An 18090-nucleotide genomic window follows, 5' to 3' on the forward strand; every position below is an offset into this window, starting at 1 on the left:
ACCGTATCGCGGGGCCCACGCAGGGCGGCGCGCGCCCAGCCGAACAAGCTCAAAGGCGCACCACCTGTGGGCTGAAGAGGTAACCGCCGTTGCGAATGGTGCGGATCATCGGTTCACTGCTCGCCTCCACCTCCAGCTTGCGGCGCAAGCGGCTGACCTGTACGTCCACGCTTCGATCGAAAGCGTCGTAAGCCTGGCCGCGCGCCAGGTCGAGCAACTGCTGCCGGGTGAGGATGCGCCGAGGATGTTCGGCAAACACCAACAGCAATTCGAACTCACCGGCAGAGAGCGGGATCATCACGCCCTCCGGCGACCTCAGTTCCCGCCGGGCCACATCGAGCTGCCACCCCGCGAACGCCAGGACCAAGCGCGACGAATCCGCCACGGCCACCCTGCCATGGCCCGTGCGCCGCAGCACCGCACGCACCCTGGCGAGGAGTTCGCGGGCATCGAAGGGCTTGGCCAGATAATCGTCCGCTCCCAGCTCCAGGCCCACCACCCGATCACTGAGTTCGCCCATGGCGGTCAGCATGATCACCCCGCCGGTGTGCTGAGCGCGCAGCCGCTGGCACAAGCTCAGGCCACTTTCCCCGGGCAGCATGACATCCAGGATCACCAGCTCTGGCGCTTGCCGTTGCATGGCCTGCCACATGGACGGGCCGTCTGTCGCTACTTCAACGGTATACCCATGTTGCGCAAGGAATTTCTGCAAGAGCGCGAGGACTTCGAGATCATCGTCTACAAGTAACAAGTGGCTCACGGAGGCACGCTATCGAAAGAGGTACAGGGCCGCATCTTAAATTCATTTTGGCGAAGCGTCATATATTTCAACTTGGCAATAAAGCTACCGCTGTGCAATAAACAGGACATCCCAGAGCAAAGAAGTGCGGACAACATCGCCAAAACTTCTTGCCGAGATATCCCGATGCCCGTTATCAAAGTTGCCTCGCCTGTCGCTCGCCTCGCCGCCGTGGCGCTCGCGGCCGTATTAGCAAGCGGTTGCGCAAGCACGCCCGTGGATGCCCCCCAGGCGTGCGGGCCTGCCAGCTATAGCGCTGATGATCCTGCGCTGCCGATCAACCGAAGCGTTTTCGCCTTCAACCGAACGGTGGATGATTATGCATTGGCGCCCGTTGCGCGCGGTTACCTGCATCTTCCGCAGTTCTTCCAAACGGGCGTCCATAACTTCGTGGCCAACTTTGGCGAGCCCAGCACCTTTATCAATGACTTATTACAAGGCAACCCCCGGCGCTCGGCCAATACCCTTGGCCGGTTCGTCATAAACTCTACGGTGGGTATCGTCGGTTTGATCGATGTTTCCGGGAAACTGGGCATCGAACGGCACAAGGCGGACTTCGGCCAGACTTTTGGGGTTTGGAATATCGCCAACGGGCCGATTCTCGAGCTGCCTTTGCTCGGTACTTCCAACCTAAGAGATGCCGCCGGAAAGTTGCTTGGCTTCGCCGTCGACCCCTTGGGCAGCAATAGCAACACGGTAGACACACTGAGCACGATCGACACCGTGGGCGGTGTGGTGGACGGCCGCGCCGGGCGGCTGCCGCTAACGGATGAGCTGCGCAGGCAACCCGATTATTACCAGGCGCTGCGCGATGCCGTGGCGCAGCGGCGCGCCCGATTCGTGCTCGAAGGAAAACAAGGCCGGCTTGGCCAAGCACCTGTGCATTGCCCTGAGGAATCAAACCCATGAGCCGCCCTGGTGCGCTGACACTGCGGCGCAAACTGAAAACGCTGTCGCGAACCTGCCTGCATTGCCACGAGATCGACCTGCGCTTAGCTGGCGATGGCCACCATGTGGTGCTCAGCCGTTACGTCGAGCTGTACTCGGCCGGAGGAGGCAGCGCAGGCCGCATTCGCCAGCATCAGGTGTCGGTGGCGGCTCTGGTTCGGTGGATGGTCAAACAGGGCGAGCGTACACGGGGCTAAGAAAAACATGCGCCGAGCGCGCGCTCAGCGGGTGAAGCGTTGCGGCAATGGCAACAAACTAAACGCACGGCGGCGCAATGGGCTCTTCGGCCCCCAGCCCTTCTGCTACCCTCGCCTTCGCCTCCCCACCCCGAGCCCTTCGCATGCTTGCCTCTGAGTTAAAGGCCTTTTACATGGTTGCCCGCCTGGGCAGCATCACCCAGGCGGCGAAGAAGCTGGGCCTGAGCCAGCCCACGGTGACCACGCAGATCCGCAGCCTGGAGGCGCAGTACGGGATCGAGCTGTTCTACCGCGGCGGGCGGCGGTTGGTGGTGAGCGAGGAAGGTGCGCGGCTGTTGCCGATGGTCATGGAGCTGCTGCGGCAGGAAGCCGATATCGAGTTTCATCTGCGCAACAGCGGGCAGGTCCAGGGCAGCCTGCGCCTTGGGGCAACGGCCCCTTACTATGTGCTCGGCCTGGTCAAGCGCCTGCGTGAGCGTCACCCGCACGTGCAGGTGAGCCTGGAAATCGGCAATTCGCAGCAGGTCATCGAGGCCCTGGAAGAGCATCGGGTGGACCTGGCCGCATCCTCGCAATTAGAAGAAGACAGCCGCTTCACCCGCCTGGTGCTCGGCCATGACCCGTTGGTGCTGGCAGTGCACCGCAGCCATCCGCTGGCGGCTCACGCATCGCTGGCCCCAGCCGCGCTGGCCGGGCAGTGCCTGCTGATGCGCGAGGTGGGCTCGACCACCCGCGTGCTTACCGAACAGATGCTGCTGGCGGCCGGGGTGAGCCCCGGCGCGGTGCTGGAAATCGGCAGCCGGGAGTCGATCCGCGAGGCGGTACTGCAGAACCTGGGCGTCAGTGTAATCGCCCGCCACGAGGTGCCAGACAACCCAGATTTGCGCGTGATTACCTTGGAGGGCGCGCCGTTGATCTGCGAATACCTCTACTGCCTGCGCGACCGCCGCCAGGCACGGTTACCGGCAGCGTTGTTGGCGATAGCGCGCGAGCGCGCTTCATAAAAACACCGATACCGCCATCGCCGCTTTTGCGCTAACTGCCATCAAGCGTTAGCAGAGCACGCCCACCATGGGCCTCGTCTTCCTACACGAGGCCAGATCATGGGCACGGTGAGTTTGCATATCGGCAACCTGCATAAAGCGTTCGGCGCCTTCAAGGCGCTGGATGGCGTTTCATTGGAGGTGCGCCCTGGCGAACTCGTTTGCCTGCTAGGCCCTTCGGGCTGCGGCAAAACCACCCTGCTGCGGTGCCTGGCTGGCCTGGAGCGCCAGGATGCCGGGCAGATCCGCTTCGGGGAGCGCGACGTGTCCACGCTGCCGCCACAGGCGCGGGACTACGGCATCGTGTTCCAAAGCTACGCGCTGTTTCCCAACCTGACCGTGGCCGAGAACATTGCCTATGGCCTGGCCGGCCAAGGGCGGCACGCGATACGCGCACGGGTGGCGCAAATGCTCGACCTGGTGGGCCTGGCCGGCGCCGAGCGGCGGTTTCCCGGGCAGCTGTCCGGCGGCCAGCAGCAACGGGTGGCGCTGGCGCGGGCACTGGCGCCGAGCCCACAACTGCTGTTGCTGGACGAGCCGATGTCTGCGCTGGATGCCCAGGTGCGCGAGCACCTGTGTGGCGAGCTGCGCCAGCTCCAGCAACAGCTGGGGGTCACCACCTTGATGGTGACCCACAACCAAGACGAAGCCATGATGATGGCAGACCGAATCGCCGTCCTGCACCAAGGGCGGGTGGAGCAATTCGGCACCGCCGAGCAGCTCTACCAAGCACCGGCCACACCCTTCGTAGCGCGCTTTTTCGGCCAGGGCAACTGGCTGCCGTTCCAGCGCGAAGGCGATCACGCCCGGGTAGGCGACCTGGACCTGCGCCTGCCCGCCCGCCCCGAGCACAGCCGTGGCCGTTTGTTCTGCCGCCCCGAGGCGCTGGTGGTAAACCCCCTGGTGCATGAAGACAACCTGTTCTGCGCTCGCCTGCAAGGGGTGACCTTCCTCGGCAATCGCTGCCGCCTGGCCCTGGAGCTGAACGAACTGCCCGGCCACCGCTTGCAAGCGGAGGTGCCGGCCCAAGGGGTTTCGGCACTGCGCCAGGGGCCACTGTGGGTTGCGCTGCCACCCCGCCACTTGCAGGTGTTCGCCTGATGGAACGGGTGATGCCGCTGCGCGGCACGACTTCGAAAATGCACAAGCCCGGCAACCTGGGTGATCGGCTGCTGGTCGGTGGCGGCCTGGGCCTGCTGCTGGCCTGGCTGGTGCTCACCCTGTTGCTGCCGCTCAGTGCCATGCTCTGGCGCGGCCTGAGCGACGCGCCCGGCCAGGGCGGCGGCGCCAAAGCAGCACTGGAGCTGCTGGGCAGCGCGAACTTCCGCTGGCTGCTGGGCAACAGCTTGGCCAGCGCAATGGCGGTGGTCGCTATCGTGCTGCCACTGGCCTATGGCTTTGCCTATGCGCTGCAACGCACCTGCATTCCCGGCAAGCGCCTGTGGCGTGGGTTGTCTCTGCTGCCTCTGCTGGCGCCGTCGATGTTGCCGGGGATCGCACTGATCTATCTGTTCGGTAACCAGGGCCTGCTGCGCGCTTGGCTACCGGGCAATCTCTATGGCTTTTGGGGGATCGTGCTGGGCCAGGCGATCTATTGCTTCCCCCACGCGCTGATGGTGCTTCTGTCCACGCTGGCCCTGGCCGATGCCCGCCTGTTCGATGCCGCCGCCAGCATGGGCGCCTCGCCCTGGCGGGCGTTCCGCACCATCACCTGGCCGGCGTCGCGCCAGGGCTTGTTCGCCGCGGGCTGCCTGGTGTTCACCCTGTGCATCACAGACTTCGGCGTGCCGGTGGTGGTGGGCGGCGACTATCAGGTGCTGGCGCTGGAAGCCTACAAAGCGGTGGTGGGCCAGCAGCAGTTTGGCCGCGGCGCGCTGGTAGGGCTGGTGCTGCTGTTGCCGGCACTGTTGAGCTTCACCGTGGACCTATGGCTGCGGCGGCGGCAGCGGGGCGCCGTCAGCGGCCGGGCGCAAGCCTGGCAAGCCCACCCTTCGGCCGGGCGGGACCGCGCCTACCTGCTGCTGGTGGCGTTGGTGGGCGGGGCGTTGCTCGGGGTGTTCGGCATGGCGATCTTCGCCTCGCTGGCACGCTTCTGGCCTTATGACCTGTCGCTGTCGCTGCAGCACTACCAGTTCTCGGACCTGCCCGGCGGCTGGCAACCGTATCGCAACAGCCTGTTGATGGCCCTGGGCACCGCCAGCGGCGGCGTTGCCCTGGTGTTCTTCGGCGCTTGCCTGCTGGAGAAAACCCGGCAAACCGCTGTGATCCAGGCCATCCGCCTGTTGCTGTTCATTCCCATGGCGGTGCCTGGCTTGGTGCTGGGGCTGGGCTATGTGTTTTTCTTCAACGCGCCGGGCAACCCGCTGCATGGGCTGTACGGCAGCCTTACGCTGTTGGCGGTGTGCACCCTGGCGCACTTTCTCACCACGGCGCAACTGACCGCCAGCGCCGCCCTGCGCCAGCTCGACGGTGAATTCGAGGCCGCCGCGGTGTCGCTGAAGGTGCCACTGCTGCGGCACTTCCTGCGGGTCACCCTACCGTTGAGCCTGCCGGCCTTGCTGGACGTGTTCCGCTACCTGTTCGTGTCGGCGATGACCACCGTCTCGGCGGTGATCTTCCTCTACAGCCCCAACAGCATGCTGGCGGCCATCGCCGTGCTCAACCTGGACGACGCCGGCAACGTGGGCGGCGCCGCCGCCATGGGCTCGCTGATCCTGCTCACCTGCGCCCTGGCCTCGCTGCTGCTCGCCGCCCTCGCCAACCGGGCCCTGCACCGCGCTCAGGCCTGGCGCACGGCGCCCCATTGACTCCCAACCTTGCCCTGTACCTTCACTGGAGCTTACCGATGACCTATCAGCCCCCCACCCGCCTGCAAGCCGCGATCCTCGACTGGGCCGGCACCGTGGTGGATTTTGGCTCTTTCGCGCCCACGCGCATCTTCGTGGAGGCCTTCGCCAGCTTCGACCTGGCCCTGACCCTAGAGGAAGCGCGTGGCCCGATGGGGGTGGGGAAATGGGCGCACATTCGCGCACTGTGCGACGAGCCTGCCGTGGCGGAGCGCTTCCAGCGACGCTTCGGCCGCGCGCCCACCGATGACGACGTGACCCTGCTCTATGAGCGCTTCATGCCCTTGCAGCTCGAGAAGGTCGGCGAGCACTCAGCGTTGATCCCCGGCGCGCTGGAGGCGATCGCTGCCCTGCGCGAGCGGGGCCTGAAGATCGGCAGCTGCTCCGGCTACCCACGGGCAGTGATGAATAAGGTGCAAGCCCTGGCCAGCGCCGCCGGCTATCAGCCAGACCACGTGGTGGCGAGCGACGAGGTGCCGCGCGGTCGGCCCTCGCCGGCCCAGGCCCTGGCGAATGTGATCGCCCTGCGGCTGGATGATGTCGCTGCCTGCGTGAAAGTCGACGACACCGCGCCGGGCTTGCTCGAAGGCCGCCATGCCGGCATGTGGACCGTCGCACTGCGCTTTTCCGGCAACACCCTGGGGCTGAGCTGGGAGCGTTACCAGGCACTGGCCCGCAGCGAGCGCGCCGCCCACCGCCAGCGCATCGATGGCGAACTCGCCAGCTGCCGCCCGCACTACCTGATCGACACCATTGCCGAGCTGCCGCCGATCATCGACGCCATCAACGCCCGCCTGGCCCGGGGCGAAACCCCCAGCGCCGGCTAAGCCCCTACCTCTTGAATGCCACGATCGGAGCTCACCATGTTCAAACCTGCCGCACTGGCCGCCTCGCTGTTGCTTGCACTCACTGCCCACGCCCATGCCGACACTGAACTGACGGTTTACACCGCGCTCGAGGTAGAGCAGTTAAAGCCTTACCAAGCCGCGTTCGAACAGCAGAACCCGGGCATCACGATCAAATGGGTGCGCGACTCCACCGGCATCGTCACCGCCAAGCTGCTGGCCGAGAAAGCCAACCCCCAGGCCGACGTGGTGTGGGGGCTGGCCGGGTCCAGCCTGGCCATCCTCGAGCAGCAGGGATTGTTGCAACCCTACGCGCCGGCGAACCTGGCGCAGATCGGCCCTCGCTACCGCGACGCCGCCACGCCACCGGCGTGGGTGGGCATGGACGTGTGGGCCGCGGCCATCTGCTTCAACACCATAGAGGCTGCAAAGCAGGGGCTGCCGCGCCCCACCAGTTGGGCCGACCTGACCAAGCCGGTGTACAAGGGCAAGATCGTGATGCCCAACCCGGCGTCGTCCGGCACCGGCTACCTGGACGTCAGCGCCTGGCTGCAGCACTTCGGCGAGGCTCAAGGCTGGGCCTACATGGACCAGCTGCACCAGAACATCGGCCAGTACACCCATTCCGGGTCCAAGCCCTGCAAGCAGGCGGCGGCCGGGGAGTTCCCGATCGGCATCTCGTTCGAATACCCCGCCGTGCAGCTCAAGCGCAAAGGGGCGCCGCTGGACGTGGTGTTACCGAGCGAGGGCCTGGGTTGGGAGATCGAAGCCACCGGCATCATCAAGGGCACGCCGAAGCTGGACGCGGCGCGCAAGCTGGCTGACTTCTCCGCCAGCCCCGCCGCCATGGCCTTGTACCGAGAAAACTTCGCCGTGCTGGCACAGCCCGGCCAGGCCGCGCCCTTCGCCGAATTGCCGGCAGACTACGAACAACGGCTGATGAAGAACGACTTCGCCTGGGCCTCGGGCAACCGAGCGCGCGTCCTCGCCGAATGGCGCAAGCGTTACGACGGTAAGTCCGAACCCCTGCCGCAATAGGCACAAGGAGCCCGCCATGACTGAAACACACAGCGATCTGATAATCGTCGGCGCCGGTATCCTCGGCCTGGCGCACGCGTGGGCCGCCGCCCGCCGCGGCCTGCGGGTGACCGTGTTCGAACGCAGCCATACCCCGCTGGGGGCCTCGGTGCGCAACTTTGGCCAGGCCCTGGTGAGCGGCCAGGCCCCCGGGCCAATGCTGGAGCTGGCCCGCGAAGCTCGCCAGCTGTGGGTGGCGCTGGCTCAGGCAGCCGGCTTGAGCCTTCGCCAGGAGGGCTCGTTGCTGTTCGCCCGCACCGAGGCCGAGGAAGCCCTGCTCGTAGCCTTCTGCGCCGGGCGGGGGCAGGCCCTGGGCTACCGCAGTGAACTGCTGCGTGGGGCCGCCCTGACTGAGCTGTACGGCGGCCGCTTCGCCCATCACCGGGCGGCGCTGCATGGGCTGGACGACCAGCAACTGTATTCACGCGAGGCCTTGCCGCAGATCGTCGACTACCTGGCTACGCAGCTGGATGTGCGCTTCCACTTTTCCACCTTGGTGCGCGACGTCACGCCCGGGCACGTGCTGACCACCCGTGGCCGGTTCGACGCCGCCCAGGTGGTGGTGTGCTCAGGCCATGATTACCAGACACTGCTCGCCGGCCCCTTGGCCGCGCTCGAACCGCAGGTGTGTCAACTGCAAATGCTCCGAGCGCGCCTGCGCCAGCCGCTGGAATTGCGCCACGCGGTGCTCACTGGCCTGAGCTGTGTGCATTACGGCGCCTACGCCGACCTGCCCGAGGCCGAGGCGATCCGTGAGCAGATCCGCCGCGAACAACCGGAGCTGGAGCGCTGGGGCGTGCATCTGCTGATCAGCCCCACACCCCATGGCGAGCTGATCATCGGCGATTCCCATGCCTATGGCAGCGATGCCTCGCCCTTCAATGCCGAAGCGGTAGATCAGGTGCTGATCGACCTGGCGCAACACACCCTCGGCGGCGAACTGGAAGTGCTGGAGCGCTGGCAAGGGGTGTACGGCTGCCGTGGCCCTGGCCCCTTCAGCATTACCCGCGCCGCGCCAGGGGTGACCGCGGTGCTGATGCACACCGGCCTGGGGATGAGTGTCGGGCCGGCGCTGGGCGAGCGGGTGATCGCTGAGTTGTTCGGGTGAGCGCAGTCCCCGAGCCTTGGGGCATGGGCGGCTGTTGGCTTGCAGAGCCTCAGCCTACGGGCAACTCCTGTAGCCAGAGCCGATTCTTGCCACTGTTCTTGGCCCGGTAGAGTGCTTCGTCCGCTGCTTGCAGCCAGTCCCGCTCACAGCTGTATTTGCGTGAATAGGGCACCAGGCCAATGCTCAGGCTGGCTTGCGCCGCGGACGGCGCACCATCGGTCCACTCGCTGAAGCGCTTGCGGATGTCGTTGAGCTGCTCATAGGCCTGGGTCACGCTCACGTCGAACAGGATCACGCAGAATTCATCGCCACCGTAGCGCCCGGGCACCGCCCATGGGCCTAAGCCGGCGCGTAGCAGGTTGGCCAGGCGGGCAATGATCGCGTCACCCACCAGGTGGCCGTGGCTGTCATTGATGACCTTGAAGTCGTCGATGTCCAGCAGGGCCAGGATCGCTGCCTGTTGGCCTGCGCGGCACGCCTGGAAGGTCTCGCGCAGGCGCTCCATCCAGGCGGCGTGGTGCAGCAGGCTGGTCATGCCGTCCAGGGTGCTGATGAGCTTGAACGCTTTTTTATGCACCGCCAATTGAACGGCCAGCCGATAGCTGGCGCCGCCCACGGCCAGCGGATAGGCCACCAGCATAGGTAGGCAGGCGAGCAATTGCAGCTGGCCGGTTTGCGGAGCGATCGCAAAGCCGGTAAGGCTCAGCGCCGCCAGCACCCCTACGGCTTGCAGCACCACGCTGGCCCGCACCAGCCGCCAGCCGCCCGCGGCCACCGCGTTCAGGCTGACCATGGCGAGCAACAGCACCGAGGGCAGCAGGTTGAGCGCCATCTGACCAACCCAGAGGCCAGCGAACAAGGCATCGAGCAACAGGCTGCGGCGCTCAGTGACATATGGGTCGGCGCTGGCCCGGCCCAGGCGGTAAGCGAGGCTGGGCCAGACAAAGGCATTGAGCAGCATGAGCGCCCAGATCCAGCCGCTGGTGAGGGCATTACCCAGCGCCACCGCCGCGACGAACAAGAAGCTGAGCGCGCAGCCCAGCGACCTGGGGCCATAGATTCGGCGGGCGAAATCGCGGCCCAGTTCGCGGCGGCTAGACAGCATTGCTTGACCTGTTCCTTTTTTCCCTACCTGGCGGGCCATGGCGACCCACATCCTTCGGCGCGGTGCAGTTCTGTAGGCCAGATCATGTCACTTTGACATGCCCTGGACAATCCTTTTGGGATCACATTCACGTCTGCAACGGCCCTCTCGCCAGGGCTGGGCAGCTCGCCGATAATCCGTTATCGCTGCCCTGCGGGCGGGTTATCCCCTACACTTGCGCGCCGCAAGATACCGGCGGATCCGAGACGTGTCATGGGCAGCAGTACGATGACTGAAACCGATAAAATGCCCTCCCTGGGCTTTCTCAGCGGCGGCGGCGACATGGGTGCGCGAATCCGCGCCTTCGACTGGTCCAGCACGCCACTCGGCGCCCCGCAAGGCTGGCCGCAATCGCTGCAATCGGCCTTGAGCATCTGCCTCAACTCAAGCTTTCCCACGGCGATCTATTGGGCTGGGGACTTCCGCCTGCTGTACAACGACGCCTGGGCCCCGGTGCCCGGCGAGCGCCACCCCGCGGCGTTGGGCCAGCCCGGCGAACACGTCTGGCAGGACATCTGGCACATCGTGGGGCCACAGCTGCAGCGGGTATGGGAAACCGGGGAAGGCCTGACCGTCTTCGACCAGGCGCTGCCCATGGTCCGCGAGGGCGTGGTCACCGAAACCTACTGGAATTACAGCCTGACCCCGGTTCGCGGCGAAGCCGGCGAGGTGGTCGGTATTTTCAATCAGGGCAACGAGACCACCCAACGGGTGCTGCGCGAGCGCCAACGCGATGCCGACGTGGCGCGCCAGCGGCGGATGTTCGAGCAGGCCCCTGGCTTCATGACCATCCTGCGTGGCCCGGAGCACATCTTCGATTTCGTCAACAGCGCCTATTTGCGCTTGTTCGGCAACCGGGACTTCCTCGGCCGGCCGATCCGCGAGGTGTTCCCGGAGCTGGCCGGCCAGGGCTTCTATGAGTGGCTGGACCAGGTGTATACCACCGGCGAGCGCTTCGTCGCCAAACGCACGCCGATCCAGCTGGCGTTCGAAGGCGCGCCGACCGAGCAGCGCTTCCTGGACTTCATCTACGAGCCGCTGACCGATGAAACCGACCGCGTGATCGGGATCTTCTGCGAAGGCTTCGACGTCACCGAAGCACACTTGGCGCAGGAAGCCCTGCGCGAACAAACCCGCACCCTGGAAACCCTCGACCGGATCAACAAGCTGCTGGCCGCGGACCTGGACCTGGAGCGGGTGGTGCAGACCCTGACCGACGCCGGGGTGGCGCTGACCGGGGCTAAATTCGGCGCGTTCTTCCATAACGTGCTCGATGAAAGCGGCGAACGCCTGGCGCTGTTTACCCTGTCCGGGGCGGACCGGGAGCAATTCAACCCACTTGGCCGCCCGCGGGCCACACCGGTGTTCGCCCCGACCTTCCGTAACGAAGGCGTGGTGCGTTCCGACGACATCCTGGCGGACCCCCGCTACGGCCAGCGCGGCCCGGACCACGGCATGCCGCGCGGTCACCTGCCGGTGCGCAGCTACCTGGCGGTGTCGGTGGTGTCACGCTCCGGCGAAGTGCTGGGCGGGCTGTTCTTCGGCCATCCGGAACCGGGGCAGTTCAGCGAGCGGCATGAACGGGTGATGGTGGCGCTGGCGGCCCAGGCGGCGATCGCCATCGATAACGCGCGGCTGTTCCAGCAGGTGCAGACGGTCAACGAAACCCTGGAGCAGCGGGTCGCCCAGCGCACCGCGGAACTGACCCAAGCCCACGAGGCGCTGCGCCAGGCACAGAAAATGGAAGCCGTCGGCCAGTTGACCGGGGGCATCGCCCACGACTTCAACAACCTGCTCGCCGGGATCATCGGCAGCCTGGAGATCGTTGAGCAGCGCCTGGCCAGCGGCCGCACCGACGGCCTGGAGCGGTTCTTCAAGGGCGCGCAAACCTCAGCCTTGCGGGCCGCCGCCCTCACCCAGCGGCTGCTGGCGTTTTCACGCCGGCAAACCCTGGCGCCACGGCCCACTGACGTCAACAAGCTGGTGATAGGCATGGAGGAACTGATCCGCCGCACCGTGGGGCCGGCCATCGAAGTAGAGGTCGCCGGCGCCGACGCGCTCTGGCCGGCCTGCATAGACGCCGCGCAGCTCGAAAGCGCGCTGCTCAACCTGGCCATCAACGCCCGCGATGCCATGCCCAGCGGCGGGCGCATCACCCTGCAAACCAGCAACCTTTGGCTCGACGCGGCCAGCGCGCCGACCTACGACTTGCCGCCAGGGCAATACCTGCGCATTGCGGTGACCGACACTGGTAGCGGCATCGCCGAGAACATCATCGAGCGCATCTTCGACCCCTTCTTCACCACCAAGCCAATCGGCCAGGGCACCGGCCTGGGCCTTTCAATGGTTCACGGCTTCGTGCGCCAGTCTGGCGGCCAGGTGCGCGTGCATTCGCAAGTCGGCATAGGGACCACCATCAACCTCTACCTGCCCCGGCATACCGGCGTCAGCGCGCCGGAGGACGAGGCCGTCGCCGAGCCGACCATCGAAGCCGGAACGGGTAAAACCGTGCTGGTGATCGACGATGAGGCCACGGTGCGGATGTTGATCGTGGAAGTGCTGGTGGACGCCGGCTACCACACCCTGGAGGCGGAAAACGGCCCCGCCGGGCTCAAGCTGCTCCAGGCCAACGACCGCATCGACTTGCTGTTGACCGACGTGGGCCTGCCGGGGGGCATGAATGGCCGGCAGGTTGCCGATGCGGCACGGGTGGCGCGGCCGGATTTGAAGGTGCTGTTCGTGACCGGCTTCGCCGAGCACGCGATCCTCGGCGACGACGACCTTGAAACCGGCATGGCGGTGATGAGCAAGCCATTCGCCATGGCTCACCTCGCCGCCAAGGTCGGGGAAATGCTCGGCGAGCATTGACCCAGGCCGGTGCCCGGTAGTTGTGCACATCCGGTAACAGTTCCCCTTTCAGTGTGTCGAAACGGGGCACTCGGTGCGCCAAGGCTCAACGCCTTCGCGGCGTTCCATCGCGATAATTCCTCTGAATTCAGGCACTAGCGCTGCCCGCCGGCGAGTTGGCCCCAACTTTGCCTTAGGTTGTACATACAAGGATATACATCACTATGTATATGCCTTCGTTGGCGCGGTTTTCTGATCACAGCACAGGATGAACACGATGCGACAAAGCGATAAACGCTGGGCAACGGTGGTGCTTGCGGCAGTTCTGCTGAGCTCGGCAGGTGCTCAAGCGAAAGAATGGAGCAGCGTGAAAATCGCTACCGAAGGCAGTTATGAGCCTTGGAACCTTACGTTGCCGGGCGGCAAGCTCGGCGGCTTCGAGCCGGAGCTGATGGCGGTGCTGTGCCAGCGCATGGCGCTCAAATGCGATATCCAGGTGCAGAACTGGGACGGCATGATCGCCAGCCTCAATGCCGGCAAGTTCGACGTGCTGATGGACGCCATCGTCATCACCGATGAGCGCAAACAGGTCATGGCCTTCTCGCAGCCTTATGCCCGCACCCCTGCCAGCTTCGCCGCCATGGACGCAAGCCTGCTGCCCGGCACGCCTGGCAAGGCCGGCGAACTCAGCCTGGGCACTGACCCGGCGCAGATCAAACCGGCGATCGAGGCGCTGCGCAAGGCGCTGGACGGCAAGACCATCGGCATCGCCTCCGGCACGGTCTATACGCCCTTTATCGACCAGTACTTCAAGGACGTCGCCACCGTGCGTGAATACAGCACGTCGGCCGACGCAATCCTGGACCTGACCGCGCAGCGGATCGACGTGGTGTTCGATGACGTGACCTTCCTCAACGCCACCATGGACAAGCCCGACAACAAAGGCCTGGTGTACACCGGCCCGGAAATCGCCGGGCCCATCTGGGGCGAAGGCGAAGCGCTGGGCTTCCGCCAGGCCGATACCGACCTCAAGGCACGCTTCGACGCGGCCCTCAAGGACGCTATCGCCGACGGCACGGTCAAGCGCCTGAGCGAGAAATGGTTCAAGGTGGACCTGACGCCCTGACGCCCCGTGAGCTACCGGGCGCCGGCAACCGCCGGGCCCTCATCCATTCAAGGAGTGCGGGCGATGGGGCTTGTTGAACTGCTGGGCTTCAGCGACCACGGCTGGGGCCCGGCGCTGCTGCGGGCAGCGGGGATGACCCTGCTGTTGACCGCGGTGGCGCTGATGATCGGGGCGCTGGTCGGCGCCCTGGTAGCGATGGCCAAGCTGTCGTCGCTACGGGCGCTGCGCTGGCTCGGGGAGCTGTACTCCCTGTTGTTGCGTGGCATCCCCGAGCTGCTGGTGATCTACCTGTTCTATTTCGGCGGCGCCAGCATGGTGTCGGCGGTGGCGCACTGGTTCGGCGCCGGCGAGGGCTATATCGACGTGCCACCCTTTGCGATAGGCGCACTGGCCGTGGGGCTGATCTCCGGCTCCTATCAGGCTGAGGTATACCGTGGCGCCTATCTGGCGGTTCCCAAGGGGGAGCTCGAGGCGGCCGCGGCAATCGGCATGAGCCCTGCCCTGCGCCTGCGCCGGGTGCTGATCCCCCAGGTGTTACGCATCGCCCTCCCGGGGTTGGGCAACGTGTGGCAGATGAGCCTGAAGGATTCAGCCCTGATCTCGGTGATCGGGCTGGTCGAGCTGATGCGCGCCAGCCAGGTGGCGGCAGGCTCCACCCGCCAATACTTCACCTTTTATATCGTTGGCGGCATCGGCTACCTGGTGCTCACGTGGATGTCCGGCCGGCTGTTCGGCGTGGCCGAAGCGCGAGTGCGGCGTACCCGGCGTACCAACCCGATGCATTCCTGAGGCGCGCCATGATCGACTTCGAGTTTCTCGGCAATACGTTCCTCAAACTGCTTTCGGCGTTGCCCACCACGCTGGGGCTGTTCTTCGCTTCGCTCGTGCTTGGCCTGGGCTTGTCCCTGGTGATCGTAGCCCTGCGCGTGAGCCGCCGGCCGTGGCTCAGCTACCCGGCACGTGGCTATATCGCACTGTTTCGCGGCACCCCGCTGCTGGTGCAGATGTTCCTGATCTATTACGGGCTGGGGCAATTTCCCGCGGTGCGCGAAAGCTTTGCCTGGGTGGTACTGCGCTCCCCCTATGCTTGCGCCGTGCTGTCCCTCGCGCTGTGCACCGCAGGCTATACCGCGGAAATCATCCGCGGTGGCTTGCTAAGCGTTCCCCAAGGGCAGATCGAAGCCGGGCTCGCCATCGGCCTGTCGCGCTGGCAATTGCTGTGGCGGATTCTCGCCCCGATCACCTTGCGCCAGGCGCTGCCGGCGTATTCCACCGAAGCGATCCTGCTGGTCAAGTCCACTGCCCTGGCCAGCCTGGTGACGGTGTGGGACGTGACGGGCGTGGCCCAGCAGATCATTCAACGCACCTACCGCACCATGGAGGTGTTCGCCTGCGCGGCGGCGATCTACCTGGTGCTCAACTTCCTAGTGGTGCGCGCCGTCGCCTGGCTGGAACAGCGCCTGGCAGTGCCGGCCCGCCCCCGTGGCGGCAACCCTGCCGTGCAGGCCACGCAACCGTTGCCTACAGATCAATAGCCTTATTTGGGAGCCCTAGATGAGCCTTCAAGCAGCGGCCGCCCTCGAGGTGGCGAACATTCATAAGTCCTATGGCCCGGCCCATGTGCTCAAGGGCATCTCCCTTACGGCGAGCAAGGGCGACGTTATTTCGATCCTTGGCGCCAGCGGCTCTGGCAAAAGCACCTTCTTGCGCTGCATCAACCTGCTGGAAACCCCGGACGACGGCAGCATTCGCGTGGCGGGCGAGCAGATCGACCTGCAGCGCCGGCGTGGTGGCCTGGTCGCCGGCAACCGACGCCAGGTCGAGCGCCTGCGCGCACAGTTGGGCATGGTGTTCCAGAGCTTCAACCTGTGGTCGCACATGACCGTGCTGCAAAACGTGATCGAAGGTCCGTTGCGGGTGCTCAAGCGCCCCCGGGCGCAATGCGTGGAAGACGCCGAGCGGCTGCTGCAACGGGTTGGGCTGTATGACCGCCGCGACTATTACCCCGCGCACTTGTCCGGCGGCCAGCAACAACGGGTGGCGATTGCCCGCGCACTGGCAATGGACCCTCAGGTGATGTTGTTCGATGAGCCGACCTCGGCGCTCGACCCCGAGCTGGTCGGCGAGGTGTTGCGTGTGATGCGCTCGTTGGCTGAGGAAGGGCGGACCATGCTGGTGGTCACCCACGAAATGGGCTTCGCTCGCCACGTGGCGAACCGGGTGGTGTTCATGCATCAAGGCGTGATCGACGCCGACGGCACGCCCGAGGCGCTCTTCGATGGCCTGCCGAGCGAACGCCTGCGCCAGTTCGTGTCCAGCCATCAGCAACGGAGCGGGCAATGAACGACGTGAAACAGCTGCCGCCCGGAAGCGCCCCCGCCCCTGCCGAAGCACCCTCGCCGCCGGTAGTGATCATCGACCAGGCCCCGCTCGGCTTTCGCCAGGTGGTGCAGGTCGCCCGTGGCAGGGCACGCCTGGAGTTGTCTGCCAATGCCTGGGCGCGGGTGGACAACGCCCGCGTGATCGTGGAGCGCATCGTGGCCGGGAGCGAGCGCGCCTATGGCATCAACACTGGCCTGGGGGCGCTGTGCAACGTCACCCTCAGCGGCGCCGAACTGGCGCAGCTGTCGCACAACACCGTGCTCAGCCATGCCTGCGGCGTCGGCCCGGCCCTTCCCGAGGAACAGGCCCGGGCCATCATCTGCGCGGCGATCAATAACTATGCCCATGGCTATTCCGGCATCCAGCGTTCGGTGGTCGAGGGCTTGCTGGCGCTCCTGAACAATGGCATCACCCCCTGTGTACCCGCACAGGGCTCGGTGGGCTACCTGACGCATATGGCGCACGTGGGGATCGCCCTGCTGGGCATTGGCGACGTGCTCTGGCAGGGCCGCCAGTTGCCGGCGGCGCAAGCGTTGCGCGAAGCCGGGTTGGCGCCGCTGCAGCTGGGCGCGAAGGATGGCCTGAGCCTGGTCAACGGCACCCCGTGCATGACCGGGCTGGCGTGCCTGGCGCTGGCCGACGCCCTGAACCTTGCGGACTGGGCCGACGTGATCGGGGCCATGAGTTTCGAAGCGCTGCGTGGGCAGACCGACGCCTTCGACGAGGCCGTGCTGGCGCTCAAGCCGCACCCTGGTGTGGCCCAGGTGGGGGCCAACCTGCGAGCGCTGCTGTCTGGCAGCGAGGTACTGGCCAGTGCCCAGGGCATGCGCACCCAGGACGCCCTGAGCATTCGCTCCATCCCGCAGATCCACGGCGCGTGCCGCGATCAACTGGCGCACGCCCAGACGCAGATCGACCGCGAATTGGCGGCGGTCACCGACAACCCCTTGGTGCTAGGCACAGCGGACGCCTATCGGGTGATGTCACAGGCCAACCCTCATGGGGAATCCGTAGCCATGGCCGCTGACCTGATGGCCCTGGCCATCGCGGAGCTGGCGGGCGTGGCGGAGCGGCGCCTGGACCGCTTGATCAACCCCTTGGTCAGTGGCTTGCCGGCCTTTCTGGTGGCTCGCCCGGGCGTGAACTCCGGCATGATGATCGCCCAATACGTAGCCGCCGCGCTGGTTGGCGAGAATCGGCAGTTGGCGCAGCCGGCGGTGGTGGACAACTTCGTCACCTCCGCCTTGCAGGAGGATCACCTGAGCCTGGGCACCAGCGCCGCGCTTAAGCTGCTGAAGATCGTGCAGAACGCGACCCAGGTGCTGGCGATCGAATACCTGCTGGCAGCGCAGGCCTTTGAGTTTCTCAAGGCCCAGCGGTTCGGCGTGGGCACCGGCTACGCCTGGCAGCAGCTGCGCGAGGCGGTGCCCCCTTATGATGAGGATCGCTGGCTGGCGCCGGATATCGCCACCGCCAGCCGGCTACTGCAAGTGCCGCCGGCGTTCTCGCGCCTGTAGGGGCCGGGCCAGGGCCTGTGGGTTACGGGCGAAGCTCGCGAACCCGTGGCGGCGCCCCGTTCATGGGCTGGCGCCCACTGTGGCAGGTCAGGTGCCTTGCACAATCACGCTCGTCGCCCGGGGTGCCGCTGCGCTTTAGTTTGGCCGAAGATCGCCGATGCTTAGCCCATCGGCGGGCACTGCCTGCCTGTTTCTTTCGGTAAGAAAAGGA

The 18090-nt window shown here is 66.0% G+C and carries 16 protein-coding genes; 14 read left to right on the plus strand and 2 right to left on the minus strand.

Going from position 1 to position 18090, the window contains the following annotated elements:
- Positions 1 to 49 precede the first annotated feature (49 nt).
- Positions 50 to 760: a response regulator gene (locus OGL93_RS16370; protein WP_263263863.1), complete on the minus strand. Its 711-nt coding sequence runs from the start codon at positions 758 to 760 to the stop codon at positions 50 to 52.
- A 165-nt stretch (positions 761 to 925) separates the two neighbouring features.
- On the opposite strand from OGL93_RS16370, the gene OGL93_RS16375 reads away from it, so the two are divergent.
- The 8 genes from OGL93_RS16375 (at position 926) to OGL93_RS16410 (ending at position 8863) form a co-directional block, all read left to right on the plus strand.
- The gene (locus tag OGL93_RS16375) at positions 926 to 1708 is read left to right on the plus strand and encodes a VacJ family lipoprotein (protein WP_263263975.1); all 783 of its coding nucleotides are present in this window, start codon (positions 926 to 928) and stop codon (positions 1706 to 1708) included.
- On the plus strand, positions 1705 to 1944 hold the full coding sequence (locus tag OGL93_RS16380; protein WP_263263864.1) for a hypothetical protein: 240 nt from the start codon (positions 1705 to 1707) through the stop codon (positions 1942 to 1944). Before OGL93_RS16375 ends, OGL93_RS16380 begins: the two co-directional genes overlap by 4 nt.
- Before the next feature lie 143 nt (positions 1945 to 2087).
- Positions 2088 to 2948: a LysR substrate-binding domain-containing protein gene (locus OGL93_RS16385; protein WP_263263865.1), complete on the plus strand. Its 861-nt coding sequence runs from the start codon at positions 2088 to 2090 to the stop codon at positions 2946 to 2948.
- A 99-nt stretch (positions 2949 to 3047) separates the two neighbouring features.
- Complete coding sequence (locus OGL93_RS16390) at positions 3048 to 4088, plus strand: putative 2-aminoethylphosphonate ABC transporter ATP-binding protein (protein ID WP_263263866.1); 1041 nt, start codon at positions 3048 to 3050, stop codon at positions 4086 to 4088.
- Positions 4088 to 5794 carry a putative 2-aminoethylphosphonate ABC transporter permease subunit gene (locus tag OGL93_RS16395; RefSeq protein ID WP_263263867.1) on the plus strand — a complete coding sequence of 569 codons (1707 nt, stop codon included), beginning with the start codon at positions 4088 to 4090 and terminating at the stop codon, positions 5792 to 5794. Before OGL93_RS16390 ends, OGL93_RS16395 begins: the two co-directional genes overlap by 1 nt.
- Positions 5795 to 5832: 38 nt before the next feature.
- On the plus strand, positions 5833 to 6660 hold the full coding sequence (gene phnX / locus OGL93_RS16400; protein ID WP_263263868.1) for a phosphonoacetaldehyde hydrolase: 828 nt from the start codon (positions 5833 to 5835) through the stop codon (positions 6658 to 6660).
- Between the two features lie 36 nt (positions 6661 to 6696).
- A complete protein-coding gene (locus tag OGL93_RS16405) occupies positions 6697 to 7716 on the plus strand; it encodes a putative 2-aminoethylphosphonate ABC transporter substrate-binding protein (protein ID WP_263263869.1) in 1020 nt (339 codons plus the stop codon).
- A 16-nt stretch (positions 7717 to 7732) separates the two neighbouring features.
- Positions 7733 to 8863 (plus strand): TIGR03364 family FAD-dependent oxidoreductase, encoded by a 1131-nt coding sequence (locus OGL93_RS16410; protein ID WP_263263870.1) that lies wholly within the window; start codon positions 7733 to 7735, stop codon positions 8861 to 8863.
- Positions 8864 to 8912: 49 nt separating this feature from the next.
- Here the strand turns inward: OGL93_RS16410 and OGL93_RS16415 are convergent, their stop codons facing one another.
- Complete coding sequence (locus OGL93_RS16415; protein WP_263263871.1) at positions 8913 to 9968, minus strand: diguanylate cyclase; 1056 nt, start codon at positions 9966 to 9968, stop codon at positions 8913 to 8915.
- Between the two features lie 267 nt (positions 9969 to 10235).
- On the opposite strand from OGL93_RS16415, the gene OGL93_RS16420 reads away from it, so the two are divergent.
- The 6 genes from OGL93_RS16420 to hutH all read left to right on the plus strand — a co-directional run bounded on the left by OGL93_RS16420 (position 10236) and on the right by hutH (position 17879).
- A complete protein-coding gene (locus OGL93_RS16420) occupies positions 10236 to 12875 on the plus strand; it encodes an ATP-binding protein (protein WP_263263872.1) in 2640 nt (879 codons plus the stop codon).
- A 256-nt stretch (positions 12876 to 13131) separates the two neighbouring features.
- On the plus strand, positions 13132 to 13980 hold the full coding sequence (locus OGL93_RS16425; protein ID WP_263263873.1) for a transporter substrate-binding domain-containing protein: 849 nt from the start codon (positions 13132 to 13134) through the stop codon (positions 13978 to 13980).
- A gap of 63 nt (positions 13981 to 14043) precedes the next feature.
- Positions 14044 to 14769: an ABC transporter permease subunit gene (locus OGL93_RS16430; protein WP_263263874.1), complete on the plus strand. Its 726-nt coding sequence runs from the start codon at positions 14044 to 14046 to the stop codon at positions 14767 to 14769.
- An 8-nt stretch (positions 14770 to 14777) separates the two neighbouring features.
- Positions 14778 to 15515 (plus strand): ABC transporter permease subunit, encoded by a 738-nt coding sequence (locus OGL93_RS16435; RefSeq protein WP_263263875.1) that lies wholly within the window; start codon positions 14778 to 14780, stop codon positions 15513 to 15515.
- Positions 15516 to 15534: 19 nt separating this feature from the next.
- A complete protein-coding gene (locus OGL93_RS16440; RefSeq protein WP_263263876.1) occupies positions 15535 to 16323 on the plus strand; it encodes an ATP-binding cassette domain-containing protein in 789 nt (262 codons plus the stop codon).
- Positions 16320 to 17879 (plus strand): histidine ammonia-lyase, encoded by a 1560-nt coding sequence (hutH, locus tag OGL93_RS16445; protein ID WP_263263877.1) that lies wholly within the window; start codon positions 16320 to 16322, stop codon positions 17877 to 17879. The genes OGL93_RS16440 and hutH overlap by 4 nt, the downstream gene beginning before the upstream one ends.
- Positions 17880 to 18090: the final 211 nt, after the last annotated feature.

Source organism: Pseudomonas sp. RIT-PI-S, assembly GCF_025642975.1.
Classification (GTDB): Bacteria; Pseudomonadota; Gammaproteobacteria; order Pseudomonadales; family Pseudomonadaceae; genus Aquipseudomonas.

Bases quoted from the DNA above. Each gene is read 5' to 3' on its own strand.
- OGL93_RS16375 (WP_263263975.1), top strand. From the start codon at position 926: ATGCCCGTTATCAAAGTTGCCTCGCCTGTCGCTCGCCTCGCCGCCGTG.
- OGL93_RS16380 (WP_263263864.1), top strand. From the start codon at position 1,705: ATGAGCCGCCCTGGTGCGCTGACACTGCGGCGCAAACTGAAAACGCTG.
- OGL93_RS16385 (WP_263263865.1), top strand. From the start codon at position 2,088: ATGCTTGCCTCTGAGTTAAAGGCCTTTTACATGGTTGCCCGCCTGGGC.
- OGL93_RS16390 (WP_263263866.1), top strand. From the start codon at position 3,048: ATGGGCACGGTGAGTTTGCATATCGGCAACCTGCATAAAGCGTTCGGC.
- OGL93_RS16395 (WP_263263867.1), top strand. From the start codon at position 4,088: ATGGAACGGGTGATGCCGCTGCGCGGCACGACTTCGAAAATGCACAAG.
- phnX (WP_263263868.1), top strand. From the start codon at position 5,833: ATGACCTATCAGCCCCCCACCCGCCTGCAAGCCGCGATCCTCGACTGG.
- OGL93_RS16405 (WP_263263869.1), top strand. From the start codon at position 6,697: ATGTTCAAACCTGCCGCACTGGCCGCCTCGCTGTTGCTTGCACTCACT.
- OGL93_RS16410 (WP_263263870.1), top strand. From the start codon at position 7,733: ATGACTGAAACACACAGCGATCTGATAATCGTCGGCGCCGGTATCCTC.
- OGL93_RS16415 (WP_263263871.1), bottom strand. From the start codon at position 9,968: ATGCTGTCTAGCCGCCGCGAACTGGGCCGCGATTTCGCCCGCCGAATC.
- OGL93_RS16420 (WP_263263872.1), top strand. From the start codon at position 10,236: ATGACTGAAACCGATAAAATGCCCTCCCTGGGCTTTCTCAGCGGCGGC.
- OGL93_RS16425 (WP_263263873.1), top strand. From the start codon at position 13,132: ATGCGACAAAGCGATAAACGCTGGGCAACGGTGGTGCTTGCGGCAGTT.
- OGL93_RS16430 (WP_263263874.1), top strand. From the start codon at position 14,044: ATGGGGCTTGTTGAACTGCTGGGCTTCAGCGACCACGGCTGGGGCCCG.
- OGL93_RS16435 (WP_263263875.1), top strand. From the start codon at position 14,778: ATGATCGACTTCGAGTTTCTCGGCAATACGTTCCTCAAACTGCTTTCG.
- OGL93_RS16440 (WP_263263876.1), top strand. From the start codon at position 15,535: ATGAGCCTTCAAGCAGCGGCCGCCCTCGAGGTGGCGAACATTCATAAG.
- hutH (WP_263263877.1), top strand. From the start codon at position 16,320: ATGAACGACGTGAAACAGCTGCCGCCCGGAAGCGCCCCCGCCCCTGCC.